This is a genomic window from Allohahella sp. A8 (genome assembly GCF_047946665.1).
GTDB lineage: Bacteria > Pseudomonadota > Gammaproteobacteria > Pseudomonadales > Oleiphilaceae > Allohahella.
On the sequence record NZ_CP172312.1, the window covers coordinates 2,708,844 to 2,732,245 of the forward strand.

General features: G+C 55.3%; 20 protein-coding genes. 6 read left to right on the forward strand and 14 right to left on the reverse strand.

Features of this window, described 5'->3' with window-relative positions; genetic code table 11:
- The first annotated feature begins 62 nt into the window (after positions 1–62).
- Positions 63–641 (forward strand): cysteine hydrolase family protein, encoded by a 579-nt coding sequence (locus ACH3PB_RS12155; protein WP_416395181.1) that lies wholly within the window; start codon positions 63–65, stop codon positions 639–641.
- The gene (locus ACH3PB_RS12160; RefSeq protein WP_416395182.1) at positions 634–2,700 is read left to right on the forward strand and encodes an NAD(+) synthase; all 2,067 of its coding nucleotides are present in this window, start codon (positions 634–636) and stop codon (positions 2,698–2,700) included. Before ACH3PB_RS12155 ends, ACH3PB_RS12160 begins: the two co-directional genes overlap by 8 nt.
- A 41-nt stretch (positions 2,701–2,741) precedes the next feature.
- On the opposite strand, the gene ACH3PB_RS12165 is transcribed toward ACH3PB_RS12160, so the two are convergent.
- The 14 genes from ACH3PB_RS12165 to ACH3PB_RS12230 all read right to left on the reverse strand — a co-directional run bounded on the left by ACH3PB_RS12165 (position 2,742) and on the right by ACH3PB_RS12230 (position 18,751).
- Positions 2,742–3,458 carry an endonuclease/exonuclease/phosphatase family protein gene (locus tag ACH3PB_RS12165; RefSeq protein WP_416395184.1) on the reverse strand — a complete coding sequence of 239 codons (717 nt, stop codon included), beginning with the start codon at positions 3,456–3,458 and terminating at the stop codon, positions 2,742–2,744.
- A complete protein-coding gene (locus ACH3PB_RS12170) occupies positions 3,455–5,608 on the reverse strand; it encodes a VTT domain-containing protein (RefSeq protein ID WP_416395186.1) in 2,154 nt (717 codons plus the stop codon). The genes ACH3PB_RS12165 and ACH3PB_RS12170 overlap by 4 nt, the downstream gene beginning before the upstream one ends.
- A 334-nt stretch (positions 5,609–5,942) precedes the next feature.
- Positions 5,943–6,638: a type 1 glutamine amidotransferase gene (locus tag ACH3PB_RS12175; protein WP_416395187.1), complete on the reverse strand. Its 696-nt coding sequence runs from the start codon at positions 6,636–6,638 to the stop codon at positions 5,943–5,945.
- A gap of 93 nt (positions 6,639–6,731) precedes the next feature.
- Positions 6,732–7,703: a glutathione S-transferase family protein gene (locus tag ACH3PB_RS12180; RefSeq protein ID WP_416395189.1), complete on the reverse strand. Its 972-nt coding sequence runs from the start codon at positions 7,701–7,703 to the stop codon at positions 6,732–6,734.
- A gap of 59 nt (positions 7,704–7,762) precedes the next feature.
- Positions 7,763–10,387 (reverse strand): AAA family ATPase, encoded by a 2,625-nt coding sequence (locus tag ACH3PB_RS12185; protein ID WP_416395190.1) that lies wholly within the window; start codon positions 10,385–10,387, stop codon positions 7,763–7,765.
- Complete coding sequence (locus ACH3PB_RS12190) at positions 10,384–11,532, reverse strand: metallophosphoesterase family protein (RefSeq protein ID WP_416395192.1); 1,149 nt, start codon at positions 11,530–11,532, stop codon at positions 10,384–10,386. The genes ACH3PB_RS12185 and ACH3PB_RS12190 overlap by 4 nt, the downstream gene beginning before the upstream one ends.
- 64 nt (positions 11,533–11,596) lie before the next feature.
- Positions 11,597–12,646 carry a hypothetical protein gene (locus tag ACH3PB_RS12195; RefSeq protein ID WP_416395194.1) on the reverse strand — a complete coding sequence of 350 codons (1,050 nt, stop codon included), beginning with the start codon at positions 12,644–12,646 and terminating at the stop codon, positions 11,597–11,599.
- A 25-nt stretch (positions 12,647–12,671) separates the two neighbouring features.
- A complete protein-coding gene (locus tag ACH3PB_RS12200) occupies positions 12,672–13,745 on the reverse strand; it encodes an LPP20 family lipoprotein (protein ID WP_416395195.1) in 1,074 nt (357 codons plus the stop codon).
- Positions 13,735–14,739, reverse strand: coding sequence for an MlaD family protein (locus tag ACH3PB_RS12205; protein ID WP_416395197.1), 1,005 nt, complete (start codon positions 14,737–14,739; stop codon positions 13,735–13,737). Before ACH3PB_RS12205 ends, ACH3PB_RS12200 begins: the two co-directional genes overlap by 11 nt.
- A complete protein-coding gene (locus ACH3PB_RS12210; protein ID WP_416395199.1) occupies positions 14,736–15,386 on the reverse strand; it encodes an ABC transporter ATP-binding protein in 651 nt (216 codons plus the stop codon). Before ACH3PB_RS12210 ends, ACH3PB_RS12205 begins: the two co-directional genes overlap by 4 nt.
- A gap of 1 nt (position 15,387) precedes the next feature.
- The gene (locus tag ACH3PB_RS12215) at positions 15,388–16,164 is read right to left on the reverse strand and encodes an MlaE family ABC transporter permease (RefSeq protein WP_416395201.1); all 777 of its coding nucleotides are present in this window, start codon (positions 16,162–16,164) and stop codon (positions 15,388–15,390) included.
- Positions 16,164–16,937: a hypothetical protein gene (locus ACH3PB_RS12220; protein WP_416395203.1), complete on the reverse strand. Its 774-nt coding sequence runs from the start codon at positions 16,935–16,937 to the stop codon at positions 16,164–16,166. The genes ACH3PB_RS12215 and ACH3PB_RS12220 overlap by 1 nt, the downstream gene beginning before the upstream one ends.
- Positions 16,934–17,878, reverse strand: coding sequence for a hypothetical protein (locus ACH3PB_RS12225; RefSeq protein ID WP_416395205.1), 945 nt, complete (start codon positions 17,876–17,878; stop codon positions 16,934–16,936). Before ACH3PB_RS12225 ends, ACH3PB_RS12220 begins: the two co-directional genes overlap by 4 nt.
- 54 nt (positions 17,879–17,932) lie before the next feature.
- Positions 17,933–18,751: a hypothetical protein gene (locus ACH3PB_RS12230; protein ID WP_416395207.1), complete on the reverse strand. Its 819-nt coding sequence runs from the start codon at positions 18,749–18,751 to the stop codon at positions 17,933–17,935.
- A 197-nt stretch (positions 18,752–18,948) separates the two neighbouring features.
- Here ACH3PB_RS12230 and ACH3PB_RS12235 point away from each other — a divergent pair, with 197 nt between their 5' ends.
- The 4 genes from ACH3PB_RS12235 (at position 18,949) to ACH3PB_RS12250 (ending at position 23,398) form a co-directional block, all read left to right on the forward strand.
- On the forward strand, positions 18,949–20,343 hold the full coding sequence (locus ACH3PB_RS12235; protein ID WP_416395209.1) for a hypothetical protein: 1,395 nt from the start codon (positions 18,949–18,951) through the stop codon (positions 20,341–20,343).
- A gap of 147 nt (positions 20,344–20,490) precedes the next feature.
- Positions 20,491–21,093: a hypothetical protein gene (locus ACH3PB_RS12240; RefSeq protein ID WP_416395211.1), complete on the forward strand. Its 603-nt coding sequence runs from the start codon at positions 20,491–20,493 to the stop codon at positions 21,091–21,093.
- A 57-nt stretch (positions 21,094–21,150) separates the two neighbouring features.
- Positions 21,151–22,548: a murein transglycosylase domain-containing protein gene (locus ACH3PB_RS12245; protein ID WP_416395213.1), complete on the forward strand. Its 1,398-nt coding sequence runs from the start codon at positions 21,151–21,153 to the stop codon at positions 22,546–22,548.
- On the forward strand, positions 22,538–23,398 hold the full coding sequence (locus tag ACH3PB_RS12250) for an ETEC_3214 domain-containing protein (RefSeq protein WP_416395215.1): 861 nt from the start codon (positions 22,538–22,540) through the stop codon (positions 23,396–23,398). The genes ACH3PB_RS12245 and ACH3PB_RS12250 overlap by 11 nt, the downstream gene beginning before the upstream one ends.
- The last annotated feature ends 4 nt before the right edge of the window (positions 23,399–23,402 follow it).

A 23,402-nucleotide genomic window follows, 5' to 3' on the forward strand; every position in this document is an offset into this window, starting at 1 on the left:
GACGCCTGAGCGAACCAGCTATCGCTGCACCATATATTGCTCTATACGCTTTGGAGAACCCAATGTCTGAATCGTTTCCCGAAAATTCGCCAACGGTCCTGCTCATCATCGACATGATGAATGACCTGGAATTCGAAGATGGCGAAGCCATGTTGCCTGGCGCAGTGTCTGCAGCGAAAGCTATTGCCAAGCTGAAACAGGACGCCAGGCAGCGAGGCGTGCCGATCGTTTACGTCAACGACAACTTTGGCAAGTGGCGGTCCAACTTCGCTCAGATCGTTGATCACTGCCTGCACGACGGCGTGCGAGGCAAAGAGCTTGTCGAACTGCTCGAGCCGGACGAAGACGACTATTTCGTCATCAAGTCCAAGCATTCAGGCTTTTACGGCACCACACTCGAGATTCTTCTGCGCAACATGGGCGCTCGCCACCTTGTCCTCACCGGTATTACTGCAGATATCTGTGTACTGTTCACAGCCCAGGATGCCTACATGCGCGACTATGATATCGTAGTACCCCGGGACTGCGTGGCCTGTGTCGAGGAGGACACCAAGCTTTTCACGCTCAAGCATCTCGAGCGCGCCTGCAAGGCGACGATCGTGGATACCGACAACATGAAATGGGATTTTGACAGTGAGTGAGTCCGCCACGCGTTTTAACGATATCTATCACCACGGCTACGTCAGGACGTCCGTCGGCATACCACAAGTCAAGGTTGCCGATCCGGAGTTCAACACCGGACGCATCATCGATCTTGCCAGACAGGCAGATAGCCAGCAGGCGGCGTTATGCCTGTTTCCCGAGCTCTGTATCAGCGCTTACACCTGCGGTGATCTCTTCCAGCAGGAAGCCCTGCTCGATGGCTGCCTGATCGCGCTCGAGCGCATTGTCGATGCCAGCAAAGGCTTGATGCCCGTTCTGCTTGTTGGCGCGCCTCTGCGAATCGAAGGTCGCCTTTTCAACTGCGCGCTTGCCATCCATCGGGGTCGCATACTTGGCGTGATCCCGAAGTCCTATCTACCCAACTACAGAGAATTTTATGAAAAACGGCACTTCAGTTCAGGCCGGGACTGCGGTCTGCGCGAAGTCAGGCTGTTCGGCGAAGTGCTCCCCTTCGGACCGGATATCATTTTCGATGCCGTGGACGTACCCAACTTCCGCCTTCATGCAGAGATCTGCGAAGATGTCTGGGGCCCTATTCCGCCCAGTACCTATGCGGCCCTGGCTGGCGCTACCGTACTAACGAACCTGTCCGCGAGCAACATCACTGTCGACAAGGCACGCTATCGTTCCGATCTTTGTGCCAGACAGTCAGGCGCCTGCGTGGCTGCCTATCTCTACACAGCCGCGGGCTTCGGTGAGTCCACTACCGATCTGGCATGGGACGGCCATGCAATGATCTATGAAAACAACGACAAGCTCGGTGAAACTGAGCGCTTTCTCGACCAGGAGCAGCTACTGGTCCGCGACGTCGACCTCGAGCGGCTGGCTCAGGATCGCATGCGCTTGACCACCTTTCAGGACGCTGTGGTTGCCCATCAGGATAGAGTGATGGCTGTGCGACGGGTGACGTTCGAGCTGAAGCCGGCCAGGGCCTGTCTGCCATTGAGACGACAGGTCGAACGTTATCCGTATGTGCCCAGTAACCCCTACAACCTGGACCAGCGCTGCTTCGAGACTTACAACATTCAGGTGCACGGCCTGGCCAAGCGACTGCAGTCCTCCGGCTTCGAGAAACTTGTCATTGGGGTATCCGGCGGTCTGGACTCAACTCATGCCCTGATCGTCGCCGCTCGTACGATGGACAAGCTCAAGCTCCCGAGAAGCAATATCCTTGCTTACACTATGCCCGGCTTTGCGACCAGCATGAAAACGAAGAACAATGCGCATGCGCTCATGAACAGTCTGGGTGTCAGCAGCAAGGAAATTGATATACGGCCGTCCTGCATGCAGATGCTCGAAGATATTGGCCACCCATATAGCCGGGGCGAAGAGATCTACGACGTGACCTTCGAGAATGTGCAGGCTGGAGAACGTACTTCGCACCTGTTCAGACTTGCGGGCCAGAACCACGCCCTCGTGCTCGGCACTGGAGATCTTTCGGAAATAGCGCTCGGCTGGATGACCTACGGTGTGGGCGACCATATGTCGCATTACAACGTCAACGCCAGCGTACCTAAAACGCTGATTCAGCATCTCATTCGCTGGATAGCGGCTGGCGATGAATTTTCGGCGGCGACCAACGACATACTCGTTTCGATCGTGGATACCGAAATCTCACCTGAACTCGTACCAGGCAATGTCGACTCGGATGAGCCTGCCCAGCTGACCGAGTCCAAAGTCGGACCCTATGAGCTGCAGGATTTCAACATGTACTACATCACTCGCTTTGGATTTTCGCCACCCAAAGTCGCGTTCATGGCCCTGCACGCCTGGCAGAACGCTGCGGAGGGTGACTGGCCGAGTACAGTGCCAGAGGCTGCCAGAAAGCAGTATACGCTCGAGGAGATCCGCCACTGGCTGGAAGTCTTCTGCTTCCGCTTCTTCAAGATCAGCCAGTTCAAGCGCTCTGCCATGCCGGATGGACCGAAGGTTGGCTCGGGTGGCTCGCTTTCGCCACGAGGCGATTGGCGTGCCCCCAGTGATGGCGAGGCTACCCTCTGGCTGCAGCTGATCGAAGACATTCCCAAAAAATCGTAAGCGATCAGCATGCGGCCTGACGCCTGGCGGTCGGGATAAGGTCAGGCCGCCCTGCTGGCAATCGTGATATCGGCTTCGATGGGATAGTGATCTGAGAACACACGGGTCTCAGGCGTTTTGAGCACGCGTGCGGAGTGCACTGTCATTCCTGGTCCCGACCACAGCCTGTCCAAGCCGAAGATAGGGCATCGTGTAGGAAACGTCGCGCCAACCGGGTGCGGCGTCAGCAAGCGGTTGACCCGTCGCAAGAGCTTGGAAAAGATCTGCCATTCATTGAAATCGCCGCCTACCAGAAGTGGTGCCGCCTGTCCCATCTCAAGACGCTTGAGGTGACTGCTCAGCTTCTCGAACTGCGCACTGCGCTCGATGCGCTTCAACCCTTTATGCGCGTTGAGGAGATGCAGCGGTCCACTTGGCGTCTGCACAATCGCTTCCTGAATGTTCCGCGGTTGTCGTCCTTCGTGCGTGACATCTATTGTCTGATTGAAGCTGATCGGAAAGCGGGACATGACAGCATTGCCGTACCAGCCGTGCTCGCTGGCGACAGCCGGCGACGAGACGAGTTGCGAAAAATGACCGGCGCAGAGATCTTCGATATCCTGATCGCCATCCCGTTCTGCCGGCCTGGTGTCCATCTCCTGGAGCAGCACGACGTCCACTTCACGTGCGGCAAGAAACTCACCGATACGCTTGTAACTCTGCTGACCGTCGATGCCAACACCACTGTGAATATTGTAAGTGACTACGCGAATACTCATGATGTTTTACGCTGTTGGTATAGGTTGACGAGTTTCTGTGAGGCGAAAATGAGCACGATCCAGAACACGATACCTCCTGTAAGATAGCCTATATTCTGAGCTGATGGATTGATCACGATCTGAGTGAGTGAATCTCCGACGAAACCCTTGGCTACCATGAGCGGGGCCATGCCAAGGAAGGTTCCCATCATGAACTGATAAAATCTGATCGACGAAAAGCCGGCGACCAGATTGACAAGACTGAAGGGCGCGATTGGTATCACCCGTATCGCAGCCACGCCGATGATGCCGCTTTCCTTGAACTTCTGATCGACACGTTTGACCTTGCTACCGCCTATGCGACTGAGGCTGTCACCGCCCATGGCCTGGCCTACGCCAAACAACAAGGCTGCACTGCACAACGCTCCGGCCATGCCATAGATCGGCCCCCATAGCGGCCCGAATACCGCCGCGACGGCGACCGATAACACTGTTACTGGGAAGAACAGGATGCCCGCCAGGACATATATTCCACACACGGCAGGCAGGGCCCAATAGGTGCCTCTGGTTGACTCAAGGAAGCCCTGCACTGCATCCGCATTCAGCCACGAAACGTGTTGGCTTGCGTAGTAGCCACCCGCCACCAATAACGCGATTATCAGAATCGCCGCTCCGAAGATGAGCACCTTCTTACTCGGGTTGCTGAGCTGGGTTCGTTTGCCGTTAAACAGGGTCAGGGGGGGCACGAGAGGTTCCTCCGGGTCGGAAAATGGGAGCATGAAAGCGTGTAAGGACTGGTCGGTGAATTGCTCATCCTCGACCTCGGACAAAGCGTATTTTCCCGGCCCTCTACAGCGTTCCAGTTCCCGAAGCGGCTGGCCAGGTTGCAGGAGACTGCGAAGCTGCGCCGGCTCACAGCCTGAATGCTCGAGAACGAGATCGTCTCGAGCCTGCCTGATCTGCTCGCGATGAACATCGGAGCGGGCTTCGAAGACGAGATCGCATTCCGTATCCAGCGTCATTGACCGGTTGGACAAATTCGCAGAGCCGATGACCATATAGCGATCATCGATGGTCATAACCTTTGAATGGACACGTTTCGAAGTCGTGTTGCCGTCATCATCTTCGTACGAGGAGGACGCCATTAATATGCGCTCTGGCTCTACGCCAGCTTCGAGTATCTTCTTGAAATCCACTCGACTGGCCCAGTACGCTTCACGTTCAACAGTGCCTTCTGGCTCATACGAACTCACTAGCAATACACGCAAATTTGGGCATTGCTTCAGACGCTCGTTGAGTCGCTCTGCAATTTCCTGGCGACTGGCAAACTGGTTCTCGATATAGATGAGATCCTCAGCGCGATCGATAAGATCGAGCAGCATGCGACGAACTTCCTGCTTCGGCTCAGCGTCATCCATGAAGGGAATCGTGCGAGCAATAGCGCAATCGATATCTTGAAATAACGGCGATACGGATGGCGGCCAGCATCTGGGGGGCTTCTCTCTCGGCTGTGGCCCCTCATCCCTGATTGCAACTGCTTCCTTGCGCGCAAGCCGTTTCCAGCGCCAACGCACCAACTCAGCAAGATGACCCACGATTGGCCCTGCGACAACGCACTGAACGTCGTGAAGCGGCCCGTATGGGCCATCTTCCTCCACCCGTTCAGCTTCAATAGGCCGATGAGCGCGCGTATCCCAGCGGTGCACCGCTATATCCATACCTCCTGAGAATGCCACCTCATCATCGATGATCACTATTTTCTGATGCTGACTGCCACCCATGGGAATGGTCGCATCAAGTTCCACATGAACGTTGTCCGGGGTTTTCTCGTCCCAGACCTCCTTCGCCCAGAGTTCCCGCATCCCTAAAAAAGCGAGCGAAGAGTCCCATCTGAGCAGGTACACCTGCAGGTCTGGGTTATCGCGTGCACATTGCGCGAGCAGATCGCTCACGACCGAGGGCAGTTCAGCAGCACGCTCTTCCTCACCTCTGAGCAGGCGAATTCTGCTGTCGATATCCCACCCAACGATAAATATGCTGTGGCGGGCGCGACTAAAGGCTTCGTGCAGCGCCCTGTAATAGTTCTCACAATCAACAACAGGTGCAGCAAAACTTGCTGTGGCATGGCGCCAGCAATTGACATCCGGCTTGAACAGCGAGGCGGTCGTCATGATCTCACCAAGGGTTTGAACCTCTCTCTTGTGTGCGTTTGTGTGTGCGTGGGCAGAGGGTGTCGCTCATGCAGATGAAACACCAGATAGTGACTATGCAGGTTTCAGGCCAGCAGGCGGCCAGATGCTTGACAAGTAGCGGGTATTTACAGGCAAGTGCTTGTCAGGTCTGCGAATGCACAGAACTGGCGCCTGTGTTTCGCACATGATTTCAACGCAGTTCGGCGGAGCTGGAGGAGAAGAAATTACATTTTCTGGCTTCGCACCGGTTCAGGTCGGAGACATCCCCTGTTGGAGCAAAGCCAGAGATCGGGCTTTCAATAGACTAAGCTGCTTAGTCCAGATATGGCGCTTGCCCCGGATTGAGGAAAAAGCGCGAGAGCACACCGGCTATCTTTTGCGTCGAAAGCGAACGCTGCAGCGACGCTAGCGCTTGCGCTTGCAGCGCCTCTCCGAGAATCGCACTACGGTCCATGATAAGTTCAGCCATGAAGCCTGCTTCAAACTCCGGGTGCGGTTGCAGGGTCAATGCCTGCTGGCCGTAAGAGAGCCCAGCGTATCTGCAGAAGTCATTTTGAAGAAAGCATTTCGCGTCAGCCGGTGCCTCGATGACCTGATCCTGGTGAAAGGCCATGATAGACAGCGCCTCTCCATCATCGAAGTCATAGGTTTTGGCACCTATCGACCAGCCATCATGAAATTTCTCGACCCGACCACCCATCGCCTGAGCAATGATCTGGTGACCGAAACAAATACCGGCGATGGGACGCTTCACGGCAAAACAGGCACGGATGAATGTTTCGAGGGGCTCGATCCAGGCGTGAGGCTCGTAAACGCCGTGCCTGGAGCCGGTGATCAGCCATGCGTCAGCAGCCTCAGGGTCTTCCGGCAGGTGTCCGTCCAGGATTGAATAGACCTCGAAACTGAAATGGGTTTCACCTAGCAGGCGAACGAACATACTATCGTAGTCGCCATAGCGCGGCAGCAGGTCGTCGGGTACACGACCGGGTTTGAGGATACCTATCTTCATGAGGGTTACCGCAAGGCAGGAAAATGAATATCACTCAAGTATAGCGTTTAAGCACAAAACGAGAGCTGCAGAATAATCTTTGCGAGCAAGTGATCAGTCTCGTTGAGAGGCAATTCTACCGCGATCATGTGTGGAGTCGAAATCGATGTCCGGCCCGGCCGGAATGATCTGCGTCGGGTTGATCATGGTATGGCTATAGTAATAATGGCGCTTGATATGGTCGAAATTGACTGTCTCGGAAACGCCTGGCCACTGGTAGAGCTCTCTGACATAGCCGGAGAGCGCAGGAAAGTCTTCCAAGCGCTGCCGGTTGCACTTGAAATGACCGTGGTAGACCGCATCAAACCGAATCAGGGTCGTGAAGAGCCGCCAATCCGCTTCGGTGATTTGTGAGCCTGCCAGATACCGTTGCCTGCGAAGCCTCGCTTCCACTCGATCGAGCGCAGCGAACAACGCAGCATAAGCGTCCTCATAGGCAGTCTGTTCGGTTGCAAAGCCGCAGCGATAGACGCCATTGTTGATGTGTTCATAAACATCTGCATTGATGTCATCAATTTCAGCACGAAGAGCCGATGGATAGTAATCCGCATCATTTCCACTAATCTCGTTAAATGCGGAATTGAACATGCGAATGATGTCAGCAGACTCATTGCTGACGATGCAATCCTGCGTCTTGTCCCATAAAACCGGCACCGTTACCCTGCCGGTATAATCGGACTTGTTACGGGTGTATAACTGATGGAGATAATCCGCGGCATGAAGCTGGTCGCCCGTACTGCCTTCGGAGCGATTGAAGGTCCAGCCGTGCTTCAGCATATATGGGCTCACGATTGAAACGCCGATATGAGGCTCGAGCGCCTTCAGTTTTCTGAAAATGAGAGTTCGATGCGCCCAGGGGCAGGCCAGCGAAACGTAAAGATGGTAGCGAGCCGACTCTGCCGGAAAGTCTTTTCCCTCCCCTTCTACGCCTATCCAGTTTCTGAGCTGAGCGGCTTCGCGCTTGAAGACGCCATCGCTTGTATCGTACCAGGTATCCTGCCACTGACCATTTTTCAGTAGTCCCATTCGCCACTCCAATAGATGCAATGCAGTCTTCAGTTACGATCGTAAAGCGGGTTCGGGCCTTACAGGCGTACCAGCTCTGCGTTACCTACGTAGCTGAACCGGCCGGGCGTGCAGGTCAATAGGATGATCTGCGAGTGCCTGCCGCAGTGAGCCAGCGCAGCACCCATCGTCTCCAGCCGACCAGGGTCTGAGAAGCCAAGCGCATCATCGATGATGACCGGGACGCCACCATGCCGGGAAACAATTTTCGCAGCTGCCAGTCGCGTGAGAATGCCAAGCTGCTCCTTCGCGCCCACGCTCAGACCATCGAAAGGTATCGTCCTGCCCCTGCGGGTGCAGCTCGACAGAGACCAGTCATCCGCCAGGGTGATTTCGAAATCAGCACCGAACACGATGCGCCCCAACGACTCGATGCCTTCCTTCAATGGTTGCAGATACGCTTTTCTCGTCGCGTTCCGGTGCCGATCGACACACTCCCAAAGCCGCTGAACTGCGGCCGCTCGCCGTTTCACGCCCGCGACATATCGCTTGCGCTCGAGATGCTTCCGCTCTGCAAGATCGAGTTTCTCCTTGCGACCGTCCGCCTGCGCCTTGGCCAGTCGATCCTCCAGCACGGCAAGTCTGGTGGCTTGCTGCGCCAGATCCTTGCTGGCGCGATCACGGCTTGCCCTGGCATTGACCAGCAAGGCTTCGACAGTTTCCACAGGTGACTCCGCAAGCTCCTGCTCCAGCCTCTCAAGCTTTAGCGCCAAGTCCGACGTTTCTCTTGTCCGTGCCTGCAGCCGCTGTCGGAGGACCTCAACAGATTCCGAGCGCTCTGCTTCAGCAAGTTCAGCCTGACGCCGCTGTAGATCGTTATCGAGCCCCACCACCTCCTGTGAGGCGACACGTTGACTCGCATGGGCCTCCTCGAATCGGCTTCGCGCGTGTTCATACACAGCAAGGGCAGCTTCCACCGCCTGCTCAGCATCCTTGAACGCCTGGTCGAGTTCCTTGACCAGAAGTCTGGCCTTCGCATGATCATCGGGTATAGGCCGGTCACTGTTACGAGCTTGCAGATAATCCTCACACGCGAGTCGCATTTGCTCGAGGCGTGCCTGCAGCTCAGCCTCGTCATCACTTCCCAACAATGCTTTCCGTCTGTCGACCAGCATCTTGAGATTGGTGGCAGCCTGCTGACGCCTGGCTTCTGCTGCGAAGGCTTCTGCCAGGCTTTCCACGCCGCAGCGGTCGAGTGCTGCATTCACCAACTGCCGAGCCTGCGAAACTTTCTGTTCGAGCTCAGACGTGGATTGCGATGGCCTGATCCTGAAGTCGGCCACGCCGGGAATGGATATGACCATTTCAGCTATGGCACGACGCGATTCGGAGGAGCCCTGCAAAAGGTTCACTGATTTCCCATCCACCTCCAGGGTGAGGTCCTTTCGCGCCGACCACTCAACAACGGTGGTGGCGAGATCACGTTGGCCGATCGCTACCTGCAGTTGGCTCTCACTCTTCTGAAGGGCGTCCAATCGTGTGGCATCGGTTCTGATGCCTGCCATGACAGCCCGATCCGCCGCCAATTGTTCACTCAAGCTGCGACATTGATCGAGCCGTTGCTGCTCACGCTCGAGTATCGCCACCCGTTCGAGATGCTGCAGGTCGGCCCGCGCGGATTCAAGATGAGCCAGCGTCTGCAGGCGCTCGTTCTTCAAGCTCTGAAGGTTGAGCGCTGCCGCGTCTCGCTCGGACTGCAGGCTTTCGAGCTCGGTGAGAAAACGCTCCAGGTCTCGCCGCTTCTGATCCAGTAGCTCGTGGTCGTTTCGACACTGTGCAGCGAACCGCTCGCGCCGAGAAACTTCATCCTGCACGGCTTGCCAGAGCTGTCTTGCGGTCTCCAGTGCATCACGGGTGCCCCTGACCTGCTGCTCAATCGAGCTGATGACCTTCCACTCAGCTTCGCGTTGCGCCAATGTCAGCTGCAACTCCGGACCGACTTTTTCCAGGCGCTGTACTTCAGCAAGGCAGCGCTCGTATTCAGCGGTATCTGTCACGATGTCATTCAATTGCGCGATGGCATCTGCAACAGCAGCCTCGAGTTCTGCGATCTCGGTATCGAGACGGCTGAATTTCGGCTTGCCGGTCTTCAGCGAAAAGTACTGCTCATATTCGGCCTGTACCCGCTCGTACAGACCCGCGTCATCCTGCTCATTCGCTGCGCTGCCAACAGCTGCATCCAGCGCTCTGGCAAGCCCCGCCGACTCGGAAAGACCAGCCGCTCGGATTTCCTTGCCCTGCTCGACGAGTAGTGCATGCCACAGACTCGTGTCTATCGTGGAAGACAGCATCTGCTCAGCAAGCTCGTGCGCCTCGCGCCCGGTATACTGCGCGGGCTCAGGCTTGAGTATCCGCAGCGTAGTCTGGCTTTTCCGGTTGTAAGTCTTGCTGTAAACGAAATGGTAATCACCGGTCACGACCTCTGCCTCGACCCGGCTACCAACATCCTCGCCCACCGGCTGAATCGCCTTCACGCTCTTCTTGTTCGATGAATCAAGCTCAGCGAAGAGTGTCCGGAGAGCCTCTACCAAAGTCGATTTACCAATCTCATTGGGCCCTTCTATGAGCGTGACGCTGTCTGAGAATGTGATGTCCCTGACGGCGACACCGCGCCAGTTCTCGAGCGAAAGCCTGAGTAGTCTCATTGGCTTGCGTCCCCTGTCTGGCTAACAACAAGACGGTAAAAGAGACGGAGAGCATCTTCGGCAACAGGATCTTTAACCGCCTCAGCCTGCAGCTCCTGCCATGCCTGGCGCGCATAGCCGCTGAGCGCAAGACTATCCTCGTCAAGACTGTCGGGAATAATGGTCAAATTGGACGTGCGCTCGCGCCTGCGCAGGCTCGCAAAGAGTTCGGCCTGGGTAGAAAGAAGCTGATCAAGCTCTGCCGCACAACGAAGGCTGATGCTGCCGGTGAGGCCAATCTTGAGCGCTGTTCGGTCTTTCGCCTTGATACTGGCGATCCAGTCAGCAAGTTGTCGAAGATCCTCTGGACCATTCAGATGCCTTTGCTCCGCCAGGAAATGCCAATCCCCTACCTCAAGTGGAGTCGTCTTACATCCTGCTTCATCGAGCTCGACGAGAAGCGCCTTGTTGGGATCTACCTCATCAAAGGCTGTAGCGACAGGTGCCCCGCAGTACCAGACCCGTCCGCTGCCTCCGACGCTGGTTACAGAATGCCGGTCGCCAAGGGCAAGGTAATGAATCCGACCATCGTGCACGGCAGCCTCTACTGTGGCGAGATCGATGATCTCCGGTCTCGTGGCATCGGGCGCGAGAACGTCCACCTGCCCATGAGCAACCGCAACGCGAAGCTTGGAGCTCGTGGGTGTCAATGCCGTCAGCAGCCGTGCACAAAGGTCCGAACTCGGATGCTTGGTTCGCCATGGCGCGCCGACAATTTCAACACCGGCAATACCCGGCACCGCAATGGGCTCACTGTTCCTGATAACGACAATGTGTGGCGCGGCCGCCATGAATTCGGCTGTTGAAAAGATGGACGTTCCGTCCAGCGGGTCGTGGTTACCCGGTAGAAGAAAAACCGGCACAGGCAATGATTTCATGGCCTCTATGGCCCTGAGGACAGTCGCGCGAGACAACTGATTGGACTCGAAAACATCACCGGCCACAACAATAAAGTCGGCCCGATGACGTGTGGCGAGCGCGCCCAGCTGTTCAATAGCATCGATTCTGGCCTGACTGAAGCGTGCCGCAGCCTCGTCGCTCATGAAGGCGCGGGTCATACCCAGTTGCCAGTCGGACGAGTGAATGAAACGGGCGGTCCTGTGCATGATACTCCTGTGTAGGCTGCTCTCAGATCAGCTCAGGTTGACAGCTGACCGACGCAGAGGCAAATCAGCATCCGCCTCCGCTCTGGGACTGCATGTTCAGGCCGATCTGATCGAAGAAATTGGCGCCATCAGGGAAGGTCAGTTTGACCTTGGTGCCTTTCTGAATGCGGCCATCGATCTGCGTCCCGTCGAGCTCTACGAAGCTATATTTATTCGAGAGCGTGGTACACACTATTTCGCCGCTCGTGATCGCGAACTCCTCGTCTACTCCCGCTATATTCTGCACTTCGATAAACTCAGCCATGACACCAGCAACGGCGCCAGAGGAAGGGCTAATCGATGTGCGGAAGTAATACTTGTTGTTCACCTCGTCCCTGTGAGCCATAACTACTGAACCGGAGGCGGCCATCAGGCTCTTCACACGATAACTCTCCGCCTTCATCGTCTTGTTGAGCGTATCTGAAAACAGGTTCTGCGCCTGCGTGGCATTGATCTCTGGGCACCCGCTATAAGTCGCGGGCAGTGTCAGGGAATCGGTACCGCTAAAGGCAACAGTCTCGATTTTCTGAACAGGATTCACTGAATAGAAATTGAGACCGCCTTCCACTAAGGCCTTATGGGTACACTCAGCCGGTCCCTTGACGAACTTGCCTTTCTTGAAATCGTAGTTGAGTGGCTCGGGGTCGTAGCTCGTAGTGATGGTTGCCGTGGTCAGCTCGCCTGAGATGGCCAGATTAGCTGCTTTCGGAGACGTATATTCAGACTTGCCCTCCATCTCGATGCGTTTGAATTCGTCCTCGAGCTTGGTTCGGAGCTGTCGCTCAATTCTTACGCGCTCAGCGCCACTCTCGGTAATGATACGTCCTAGTGTACCGAAGAGGGTCTTGTGCAGATTGGGAGCAAGCGTTGAGTCGTAGTCACTCTTGATATCGGTAACGATAACCCTGAACGTATCGTTCTCGAGGACCTCAGCGCCAGGCGCCCCCTCCAGCTCTACGATCGGCATCATCTGCACAGCGACCTTGTCGCCTCTCATTGTCTTGCAACCACCAAGACTACTGATAATTGCGAGCCCGAGTGCAGTGTAAAGCACTGAATGTGGAGTCAGTTTCATAGTCCCTTCCTTCTTGATGTATTCCCTAAAGTCCCAAGGATTGCAGAAGCCCCTGCTCGGAAAAAGCTTGTGCAAGTTTGTGGTTGGCCTGTTCCAATGCGGCCTGCTTACTCGTTCTGGAAGCACCCGACACAAGGTGGTTCGAAGTCGCGATAACCGCACCGTTCTCATCTATGGCCTGAATGTCGACCAATAGCTTGACCATCTGGTCACCGAAAACTTCCTGATAAGTCGCATCACTGCTGATAGCGATCACCGACTTGCCCTGTCGGCTGCTGCCCTGCTCCAAGGTCAACTTGCTTTCACTCAGCTGCCCTTTGAGCTGATTCGCAAATACCGTGGTGTCGCGGTCATGCTCCAGCCGGATGCGCAGCGATTGCTTCGCCGCATCCAGCATTTGTTGCCGCTGCCTGGCCGATGCATTCAGTGAGCTGAAATCAAGCCCGGGGCTGAGCGCCTTCAGTGTCAACTGATACTGTTGTGCCTGTTCAAGTTTGGTCTGCAAATCCGGCATCCATCGAACCTTGGCCAGCGAGGTCCGCTTGGCGAAATCCGAGAAATCGGCTGTGAGCTCCGCTTCCAGCTGCGAACTCTTGGCATTCAGCCGATTAGCCATGGTGTTTTTGTCTACCTTGACCAGCACCCAATAACGGCCACCTTGCACCGCCGTTTCCATCACTTCGAAATCACTGAACTCCGTACTGGCCACCGTAGCCTGTATATCCTCCTGCAGCGACTCGCTTGTCTGGCCGGCCTTCATGCTCAGGCTTGTGGCCGTTTCTGCCTGGATCACGGTGCCAAGCTTACCGGCAATTTCTGCTAAAGCCGCTTTCTTGGCCTGATCCAGGGTCGAGCGCTCCCCGACTCCGTACATGGCCGCCGCAGTGTCCACCGGTGGCGCGAGGACCCACTGCGGCACTTCGTCTGTCTGCACCGGTTGTGTGACCAGGGTGCTCTGACTGTTGAGCGAGTTTGCCGACGGATACACCGGCGGCACAGTCTTACACCCGGCAATAGTGGCTGACAGCATCAGCGACAGTAGCGAAAGCCGTATCGGCAGAGGAAATAACAACGGTAACACCAACGTTTTACTGGTCATTTGATCGAGATCCATTCGTCATGTCAGCAGTGACCTCCCGCGAGTCATACAGCGACTCGTCAGAGAGCATGCGGTGATGAAGCAATTCTGTACCCTCGGCACCACCTTCGCTGCGAAGCAACCAGTGGTTAGACACCTGCCCGGTCAGCTTGTTCAGCGTCAGCATGGTCTGGTTTGCCGAGCTGAGAACACCAGGCATGGCGTCCAGGGTCGGCTGCAAGGCCAGCATCGACTGCTCGGCACCTCGCATGAAACGGTCAGAGGTTTCCATCAGCGTAGTAGCGGGTGCAGCAAAATTATTGATGGCGATATCAAGGTTATCGAGACTGCTGTCGAACGAGCCCAGCGTATGATCGACCGACTTCAGCAGTTGGGGAATTTCCTCTGCGATGACTACCAGCTCGCCAGTGAACGCAGACATATTGGCCAAAGCGGCCGCAACCTCATTCTGCTGCGCCGCGAGATTGGAAGTAATCGTCTCAAGGTTGCCCACTATGGTCTGGATCTGCAGCGCCAGCTCTTCGAGCTTCATCTCATCCATGATCTGATCGATACTCTTGGGCTCAACGATGGCAATCGAGCCCCCGTTTTCCAGGAGCTGATCCGATGTGCCCGGAATGAGCTCAAGGCTAGAGCCCGACAGCACTGTCTCCAGACCAAGCGCACTGCTGACCTGTAGACGGCTATCGACCTTGAGCAGCTGGGCATACTGGTCGTCTATAAGCGTATCGATCTCGACTCGGGCATCTTTGCGGAGACGCACGTCACCGACCTGGCCGATCGTGACACCCGATAGCTCGATGAGGGTCCCGGTTTTGACGCCGAAGGAATTCGAGAGCAGCGACTCGAGTTTGATCCAGCCAAGTTTCTGGTTCTGCGCATAGGTCTGCTGCAACAACAGATAGAGCGCAATTCCGCAGGCCAACACGATAAAGAAGCCAAGCGTACGGTCCTGCCTTCGCAGCTCCTCTACCGCGTCCGTTCTCGCTGTCATGACCGCTGCACCAATGCTCGATCGCGGATGAGCAGGTGATGGTCTGCGAAGTCGTCCTCGTCACCCGAAGTCGTGACCATGACAATGGTTTTGTTTCTGGCAGCCTGTTCCTGCAGCTGCGCGACTATTCTGCTGTACATAAAATGCGACATCCCTGTCTGAAGTTCGTCAATAAGCAGCACGTCTGCATCGATGGCAAAGGCACGCGCCAGGTTCACCAGCCTCTGCTGGACATCGTTGAGCTCATGCGGCTCTGCATGAACCAGATGGTCGATCCCCAGTTGCGTCATCGCCTGCTGGACCCGCATCTGGACCTCGTCCTCATCACAGATACCGTGGTAGCGCAGTGGGATGGCGATGTTGTTGTACACACTGAACAAACTCACGAGGCCACCGGCTTCGAAGCAGTAGCTGAGGGTTCTGAAGCGGGTCCCTGCAGCCATGTGCTCAACAGGCTGCATCTGCCAGCTCACGGCCCCAGCATGAGGGCTAATAATGCCTGCACAACATTTGAGAAGGGTCGAGCTGCCGTCGAGTACGCCGCCCTTCCTGATACTTGTAATCCTGCCAGCTTCGAACTCGTAGTTCACACGCCTGAACAGGAGGTTTGCGCCAGAACCTAGCTGGACATCCTTTAGCGCCAGCATCTCAGTAAACCAGCACCGATAAACCAATGCTGATGCAGAAGTAGGCAATCAGCAGCGCAGTTGTACTACTCGAAATGGCTCGGGAGATATCGGTAAAGCGACTACCCACGCGCCAGCCGGAATGCAGACTGACGAGGGCGATTACCACACCGCCCAGCATCGCCTTCAACGCCGTTACCAAAAGCTCGCCCCCGGTCAGACGATCCGTGACGGCATAAATCAGCTGACTGAGCGTCCAGCCGGAGTCCGCAAGAAAATAGAGATAGGCCCAGGCTGAAATCAGGCAGACAAAATTGAAGTAGACCAGCATCAGCAACAAGGAAATCGGAAATGCAAAGAACACCGGCAGTATGAACAGAAAAACCGGGTCGATGCCTTGTGCCCTCAACACGTCAAACTCATTGTTGAGCCGAAGGTAGCCGATTTCTGCCGTCGCCGCCGTTGCCGAGCGCGCGATGAGGATAATTCCTGAAAGCATCGGGGCGAGCTCTCGAACTACGACAACGACAAAGAGATCTGCTGCATTGCCAATTTTAGGCATGTAACCCAGGAGTTGATTGGCAAGTCCTATGCCGAGCAGTACTGCGATTGCGCAGTTGACATAGGCTGCCCTGAAGCCGGTGTTGTAAAGCTGTCGGCGGAAATGATTCAGGAAAACCTGCCGTCGAGCTTTGACACTGAGCTTGGGTAACTGCTTGAGTGTCAGCGCAAAGAGCCCGAGCACGTCTCCGAAGAAGCCAATGGTTCTGCGAGTATGACTACCAACTGCCTCGATCATCACTCAGAACCCTTCGATTCCACCCAGTGGCTAATCGCTGCTATTCGATTTTCATCACCCGTTTGTCTTGCTGCCAACAGTGCACGCTTTGCGAACTCAAGAGCGACATCCGGTGATTCTTCTAACCTAGCCACAACAAAAAGCGAGTCGGTGACGCCATACGCGTCTCCGGCCAGCCTGTAGTTATCGAGCGCCTCCAGCACCAGGTGCCGGTCCCCCTCATATTTACCGAGGTGGTAGAGCACAAAGGCCTCTTCGCTCCCATACCGCTCTGCCTCGCCCGCTGATGCCCTGTGGGTTGCCAATTCTGCCTTTGCTGCTTCGTATTCCTTCAGTAGAACGTGCAGAACAGCCTTCCCCAACCCCGGCTGTGCATACGACAGTGCCTCCCTGAAGAGGTTGTCATTTCCCGAGAGCTGTCCCAGCTGGAGTGCCGATGAGTACAGTGACGCCTTGGAATCCAGCTGTGATGCGAGATCGAAAGCCTGCTGAGCAAACGCCAGCGCTGTCGTTCTATCCCGCTGAGCCATATGCCAGGCTGCAAGAGCATGCAAGGCAGACCAGCGACCAGAGCGGTCATCCACTGCTTCGAATACACCCAGCGCCTTGACGAGATCTGCACGCGACAGTTCATCATTGCGTCTCTCTGCGTTCCGTACCAGCTGGACCGCCATTTCGGCTTCAGCTGAGCGTGCGGGTTCTCTTAGCTCAACGCTCGTGCAGGCAGCGAGACCCAGGAGCAGGACTATCAACGGTGTCGTAACCTTCATCATGGGATCGCAAAACGTCGCTTGTCAGCTTTCCCATCAAGATGAAGAACGTAAGTCAGATCGTCGCCATCCAGTGCAACTTCATCGAAATAACCATCTGCAGCCGTCGCCTCGTGCAACAGTGTCACCTTCATGCCCTCTGGCCCGTCGTTAAGCCGCAGGAGCGAAAGCTGATATTCCTCAGCGTGCTGATGCTCGATCAGAAGCAAATCTCCAACGCTAACGACGTCCACGATCCTGTCAGTATTCACTGGTGGTAAAAGCGCCCGCACCTGATCTGTATCGCTGATCTGAAACCACTGCTGGTCTGGACTTGTGGCGCTATAGCAAAGTCGGCCTTCCAGCATGGCGCTGGTTTCGACACATCTGATGGATTGCCCGATTCTGTCATCGGCGCTCGTCGCTGGCGCAGTCGCAGCGCCAGATGTCTGTTGACTGGCCTTGTGCGGTAGAGGAACGCCCTGTTGAGCCAGAATGGGCCCATGATCGTCCGAACCTGGGGAGGTACCGGCGTAAAAGCTGGTGACAAGCACACCAAGCAACAGACCGAATGCGGCACTCAGCGCGGGGTTATACCAGAAGCTCGAAAGCAGTCGCTGCAGCTTTTGCGCTACACCGTGCTCACGAGACGCTTTCGACCGCTGCACCGGTCTGGCTACCGTCTGCTTGCGAAGCAGAGGCTGCTCAGCGTGTTTTTCCATGAACCTCGTCAGCGCCAACCAACGGGCGTAGGCTTCTGAATCCCGCATGAGAACCGCCATCGCTTCAGCTCTCTGTGCAGCACTGGTGGATGGATCAGAGAGCTGTTCATAGAGTTCCAGAATCGCCGCATCATCAGGACGCGAACTTTCAGGCACACTACCAGCCTTCGCTCTGGATGCTTCTGCAAGCATGCGTCCAAGCAGGCGTTCAGGGTAATCAGATGTCTCTTCGTCGTTCGCCATGAGGTGGTTACTTTTTAAAAAGCTGGCTGGAATTTCCCGCGCCTGGGTGCTGGCTTACCATGCGCCTGCCCGATTTGGCTCTATACCGCGCCGGGTCAGTTGCTGTCTTGCTCGCTCGAGCGCTTTCTGTGTAAGACGGACAGGCGCCTGCTTTGGCATACCCAGCGCACGTGCAATAGCGGAAAAGCTCAGGCCATCGCAAAAATGCATGCGAAGCACGAGGGCTTCCTCATCAGTCAACTCCAGGCCCGCCACAGCGTCGACCACCAGTTGAGGATCTGCGATTGCAAGCTGCTCAACGCTCAGCGTTTCGTCTTCCTGCTTTAAAAGCTCGTGGGCAAAATAGAGCATGTCGTCCTCCACAGCCGCCTCATCGACACTGGCAGCTTCCACCAGTCGCACGACCGCTTCACTATCATCGAGCGAATCTACCCGATTGCTCACTCCACACCACGGCAGTCTTGTCTTGATCTCCCTTATCGCATCCAGCACGATATGTCGGTTGCCATCGACAAGCGGTAGATGCCGATCGACCACCGATTCAGGTGGCTGACGATCCTGGCAGAGCGACTTCCACAAGGCCAGCCAGAGCACACCTTTTCGCTTCAGCCATGCAGGAGGACGCTGGCGCCCGTAAACCTTGCGGGCATAGTCGAGAATCAGATTTGTACTGAGCGTATAGAGAAAGGTTTCGGGCGCACTGCCGCCTTTGAAGCTCTTGCATCGTTTCCAGTCATCGTCAGAAAGCGAGGAGATGGTATAGGTCACCGCTTCTTCGACTGTCGCCTCATCTGGGATACTGGATCTGGCGAGCATTTCTACCCGCTGAAAGAATCGCTCGCTGAACACGAGCTCTGGCCAATTGATTGTCATTTCTGAGGATTCCGTTCCCAACAGCAGACATACTACCTGCTCAATTGACATTACATTACAGAAAGGTTGTAATCTGTTCAACTTTGGACTACCGGAACAGTTACAGCATGCATGGATGCAGTTGTCTCCGAAGCCTGAAGCTGCAGGCGTCGAGCTGCAGTTTCAGGCTTCGCTTACCGTCGAATTTGTTCTCAATATTGCTACTCGCATCACTGTTCAGTGTCTTGCTGGTTTCACCATCCATTGCGCTGGCTGATGACGACTTCGAGCGTTGGAAACAGGCCCAGCAGACCGCCTTCAACGAATTTCAGACGCGCGAAGATCGAGCGTTCATTGCATTCCTGGAAACCGAATGGCAGTCCTTTGAGCGTTTCAAGGGTGTAAGCCGTGACCAGAATCCCAAACCAGCGGTTCCACCTCGCATCCGCAATAGCAGCGCCATCGTCAACAGCAGGGCTTCCACTGGAACTGCCACGCAAGATTCAGCCGCCGAGTTCGCAGACACGTTCTTCGCCCACGAAGTTCAGAGTCTCGCGCTGCCCGACATTCAGTGGCCAGATCTCACCAACGCCGATGGCGACACGCTCGCAGCAGTCTGGTCCGCTCTCAGTGCAAGCGATCATCGCGCAGCACTCCAAGCGCTCCAGACCCAGGCCGATGATCTCGCCCTGGGGGATTGGGGTACGCTGCAGCTCTGCCAACACCTCCTCCGCAAAAGCGATGACAATCGCAGAAACGCGCACTGCTGGTTTCTTCTCAACAGGCTTGGCTATGATCTGCGGGTCGGCTATGACGGCGACTCGATTTTTCTGCTCCTGCCGGCCTCGATACCGGTGTATGGCAAGAGTTTTGTCCGCCTCGGCAACAAACAATTTTATATCGTTGCAGACAGCGGTCGTGGTGATCAAAGCAATCGCCAGATCCGCGCGTATGAGCGCTCCTCAAATCAGGATTTACGCGACTTCGACCTGAGTCTGCAAACGATCATGAAGGCTTCCGGAAATACCCGATCCCTGGTGGTAACAGGCGCTGCAGAAAATGGTCAGTCCGAGATCGCTCTCGCCTTCGATGTCGGCCGCAGTGCCTTACTGGCGACTCATCCACAAATCGATCTGAAGTGGTATTTTACAGCGCCGCCAGGTGCACCGACTGCCGAGAGTCTCAGTGCTGCTTTAGCACCCGGCCTTGCTCGACTGAGTGAACGTGAAGCCATTAACCATCTGCTGCACTTCGTGCAGAACAGTTTCGCTTATCAGACAGATCAGGAACAGTTTGGCGAAGAGCGCTATCTCCTGGCTGAAGAGAGCCTGAACTATGGCGTCAACGACTGTGAAGACCGCTCAATTCTTCTGGCGTGGTTGCTTCATGACCTGCTCGCACTGGATGTGCTCGTATTGGATTATCCCGGGCATGTCGCGCTGGCAGTACGCACCCCCGTCCTGAAAGACGATTCATTTGTGGTTCAAGATGGAAAGAAATATGTAGTGTTGGACCCGACCTATATCGGTGCCGATGCCGGCATGGTCATGCCAGCCGTAGCTGCAATTTCGCCAGACCTGTTCCCTGCCAAGTACGCCTATCACCGGAACTGAACAAAAATTCTGAAAAAGTTGATGCCGTATTGTCACGCCGGTGGCTCATTTTGATCCGCTGTCCGTCCAACAAGCACATCCTCAGATCCAGGAATTCAATAGAAGCAACCCGATCCTTTGTGATCAGACATCGAACCAGGAGTTCAAATGAACACATCCAGCAGCCTCAAGAAACTCGCACTGATTGTCAGCATTTCCACTTTGGCAGCCTGCGCCTCGCAACAGCAGGTACCTGAAGCACCGGTAGCTCAGCAATCAAGCCTGCCCGACTGGGTCATGATGCCAGTCGTGGAAAATGGTATCGCCGATACCCAATGTGTCGCTTCCAAGCCTGGCATCGGCCTCAATTATCTAAAGAGCACAGCAACTTCGTTGGCACGAGCAGAGCTTGCCAAGCAGATCGATATCAAGGTCAAGGCCATGGACAAGACTTACCAGCGAATGGCAGACACTAATGAAGGACTATCCGTTGGCAGCTCATTCGAATCAGTATCGAAGCAGGTCACAGAAAAGAATCTGGCTGGTAGCCGGGCGATCAAGATGGACTACGTGACCATGGCCGATAACACCCAGAATTTCTGCGTAATGATGGCAATGTCTCCAGAGGTTACCAAAGCGCTGTTCAAGGATCTCGTTCAGGCTTCTGGCAATCAGAGTCTTTCCCCACAGAATGAAGCCGTGCTGTATGAGCGGTTCCTTGCTGAAAAAGCTGCAAAAGAGCTGGATGCCGAGTTCGAGAGCAGTAATTAAGCACTGCGTTATCCGAATCTGATTCAATTAACGGTTCTCGTCGAAAGGACGTTCATCATGCGTATCTCTGGAATTCACCAACTGGTGCCTTCAGTACTGGCAGTCGCTTTACTGTTGCCGGCCATTCCGATGGCCAATGCGGACGATCCTTTCGCCGAACTTGAATCTGCTACTGCCCCCAGCGCTAAGGCTGCCGCGGAGCAGGAAGCAGCCGCTGACGAGTTTCAGGCTTATATGAATTCTCATCAGACAGAGTTTGATGAGTACAAGACGAAGCTGCTTGCGGAATATGCAGCCTATTCAAAAATTGCGACAGAAGAGACCGAGCGGTATAGCGCAGCGCTGCAGAAGGTCTGGGATGAGCCCCAACTGTCAGGTCCCAAAGTCTGGGTCGACTATTCCGGCGATCTCAAAGAGCGAAACTCGGTAGATTTCGAAAAGAAGGCCATAACAATTTCAACTGTCGTGGAAGCCGACGGCAAGGGCGTGAGCGATGAGCGCCTGGGCGAACGGCTGAAAGCACTTCTCACCAAGAATCAGGCTCAAGCCTTTTCTGATGACAAGATTGCACAGGCGATTGAGAAGCGAAGCAAGGCTGAACTGACGATGCTGCAGACGGCCGAGGTCGAACCGGAGCCGATTCTGCTGCCTTTCGTTTCTGAAGAGGCTGAACCCAGCAAGGAGAAAGTGGACGCTATCGTGAGCGACCTCGTTGCCAAACAGAGCCGCACGGAGAGCACCAACAAACTGGGACAGCGCGTCGTCACGATTGAGGTCCCTCTTGGACCCGAGGCTTCTGAGACTGAGCCGGAAGCGAAGGTGGTTCCAGAGCCCAAGGCAGCGCCCGCACCGCGCCAGATGGCCGATGCACGCATGAACCATCTGCCTAAAGCTGCGCGGGTGCTCGAGGGCGATGTCAACACCTTTGCAAAAAGCGCGAAGATGGATGCAGCGCTGGTATACGCCATTATCGAAACCGAGTCGGCATTCAATCCGATGGCGAAGTCGCCGATACCTGCGTATGGCCTGATGCAAATCGTTCCCGGCTCGGCGGGCATCGATGCTACGGAACAGCTGTTTGGCAAAGGTAGAGTCCTGGCACCGTCATATCTGTACACGCAGGACAAGAACATCGAGATCGGCGCCACCTACCTGAACATTCTGTACTATCGCTACCTCAAGGGCGTGAACGACCCGCTTAGCAGGCTGTATTGTTCCATCGCGGCTTACAATACTGGCGCAGGAAACGTCGCCAAGGCCTTTATTGGCACCACTCGGTTGGGTGCCGCCTTGCCGAAGATCAACGCGCTGTCTCCGCAACAGGTCTACGATCACCTTGTCCAGAACCTGCCTTACGAAGAAACGAGGCATTACCTGCAGCGTGTCGTTAGCCGCATGGACAAGTATCGAACCAGCGACGCGCCTCTGATTGGATCTCTCGCCGATGTCGATTGATGAATTACAGAAGACTGCTTTCCGGGCTGAGCTGAAAGAAGAGCTGGCGAAAGATCTCCGCGACTTCGTCGCCAGCGAAGTCGATGAAGAAGTTGATGAAGAAATGAGCAAGCGGGCGCTGAACGGCGCTTACTGGACGAGGTTTAGAAGCATTTTTTTTGCTGTGGCCGCGACTATCATCGCTCTGGGGCAGTTCTCCGAAGCAGTCACGCTCATCGAAGGCAGTGTGGTTCAACTCAAGTCGAGGCTGACACATAGCGTAGAGTACGAGCTGTTGGACCAGATCCACGTCGGCAACACGGAAGGCTATATCGAGAACCTGTTGGGACAACCACAGGTCTCCAAAGCCATTGATGATGGAATAGAGGCGAGGTATTACTACAACGATAAATTTTTGCTGACAATCTTCGTCGCTGATAAGCGGGTAGCCGCCCACTTTGTGGTGCCACTCAAGAACGACTTCACCCCGGTTGTCGTTGAGAATGACAATACAGATTTTGAGCTGCAACAGTCAGTTTTTTCGGCGTATCCAGCCAACCCGAAGACCTACGTCGTCGACCACTCCAACACTGTCAGCTATTACCTCGAAGAACTCGACTCCGGTAAAGCCGGTCTTTTCTTCCATACCTATCTGGGATATGTGTCGTTTACACAGAAACCGGCTGACCAGCATCTCGTTTCCCTGTATGAAGCCGTTGTACACGGTGATATCGATTCAGAGTTAGCTGTGCAGTCGAAACTCCGGGAGAACTCATCGCCGAATCTCCACGGACGAGGTACCCTCGATCTTGTGCTGATTCAGAAAGGCATTCTTACAGGCGCTGAATTCGCCAACTATTTCGGCCGCTAGCCCG